The organism is Streptomyces pseudogriseolus (assembly GCA_002154585.1).
Lineage (GTDB): Bacteria > Actinomycetota > Actinomycetes > Streptomycetales > Streptomycetaceae > Streptomyces > Streptomyces pseudogriseolus.
The window spans coordinates 1-1,697 of sequence record MUNG01000403.1 but is presented as its reverse complement, the minus strand read 5'-3'; the positions used below and the strand labels follow the sequence as shown (position 1 = coordinate 1,697).

Below are 1,697 nucleotides of genomic sequence, written 5' to 3'. Positions count from 1 at the left end.
GTGGCGTTCCGGGCGGGGGCGCCGTCCTCGGTGGGAGACGGCCGGTCGTCGGAGCGGGGGCCGCCGTGGACGCGTGCGACCTCGGGGGAGGCGGTGTCCAGCGGCACCGACCAGGACCGTACGAGGCCCAACTGCACGGCCTGGCGCGGCAGTACGGCGTCCAGCAGCCAGTCGGCGGCCACCCGCACCCGGTTGCCGGGCATGGCGGCGAGATGGTAGCCGCGGGTCACCGCGCCGGCCGCGATGCCGGAGAGGTTGACGCCGAGCGGGTTGGCGGCGGCCTTGACGCCGCCGAGGTCCACCACGAACCCCAGGTCCTTGTGGCGGTACGCCTTCCGCTCCCCGTCGCCGAAGGACGCGGCGATGTTGCGCGCGCACACCTTGCCCTGCCGCCAGGCGTGCTGGGCGGTCATGGGGGTGTACGAGCCGGGTTTCTCCAGGTCGGGCACGGCGGCCGCGTCACCGCAGGCGAAGACCTCCGGACGGCCCGGCACCTGGAGGTGCGGGTCGACCAGCAGCCGGCCGCGCTCCATGGGCAGGCCCAGGGACTCGGCGAGCGGGTCGGGGCGCACGCCCACGCACCACACCAGGGTGCGGGTCTCGACGAACTCCCCGTCGGTCAGCAGCACCCCGTCGGGGGTGGCCTCCTTCACGGAGGTGCCCATCCGCACGTCCACGCCCCGCTCCCGCAGCACCGTGTCGGCGGTGCGGGAGAGCCGTTCGTCGAGTTCGGGCAGGACACGCTCGGCGATGTCCAGCAGGATCCAGCGGGGCCGCATGCCGGTGCGCAGCGGCTGCTTGGCCACCTGCGCGTCGGTGAAGAGCTGCCCGTGCGCGGCGACCTCGGTGCCGGTGTATCCGGCGCCCACGACGACGAAGGTGCAGCGGGAGGCGCAGCGCTCCGGGTCGTCCGTGGCGGCGGCCAGCTCCACCTGCCGGGTCACGTGGTCGCGCAGGTACAGCGCCTCGGGCAGGCCGCGGAAACCGTGCGCGTGCTCGGCGACACCCGGGATGGGCAGCAGCTTGTTGACGCTGCCGGCGGTCAGCACCAGACGGTCGTAGGAGAGGGTGCCGTCCTCACCTTCGGGGTCGGTGTAGTGCACCTCGCGGGCGTCGAGGTCGATGCGTCCGGCCTCGCCCAGCACCAGCTTGACGTGCGGCAGCGTCCCGGAGAGGGACACGGTGACCCGGCGCGGCTCGAGGATGCCGGCCGCGACCTGGGGCAGCAGGGGCAGGTACAGGAAGTAGTCGGTGGGGTTGAGCAGGACGATCTCGGCCCGGCCCTTGGCCTCCCGGGACAAGGTCTGGGCCGTACGGTAACCGGCGAAGCCGGCACCGACGATCACAATGCGGGGTCGACTCACAGTTCGCCTCCGGCGCGGTCGCGTACGTCGGGAGCCTTCCGCGTCCCCCGGTGCGGGTCCGCCAAACGTCGGGCGGGGCGCGGTGGGCGCCCCAAGGGGCGCGGGGAACTGCGCGACCAGCCACGGTGCGGCCGCACCCGGCGTGCAACAGTCCCCGGGATGCGGACGGCCGGTCCGCGACCGTACTGCCTGAGTGGCCCGGCTCGGGCCGTCGGCCCGCAGGCCGGCGGTGCCCCGCCCGGCGCCCGGCCTACCGGTCGCTGCCCGGGATGCGGTCCGTGCCGACCGTCGGCGGGGTGGACGGCACCGGGGGGACGGGGGCCGCGCCCGTGC

The 1,697-nt window shown here is 75.0% G+C and carries 1 protein-coding gene; it reads right to left on the bottom strand.

What is annotated here, in order from left to right; genetic code table 11:
- A partial coding sequence (locus CCN29_RS29180; protein WP_442538546.1) for an NAD(P)/FAD-dependent oxidoreductase occupies nt 1–1,364 on the bottom strand: 1,364 nt, incomplete at its 3' end.
- Between the last annotated feature and the right edge of the window lie 333 nt (nt 1,365–1,697).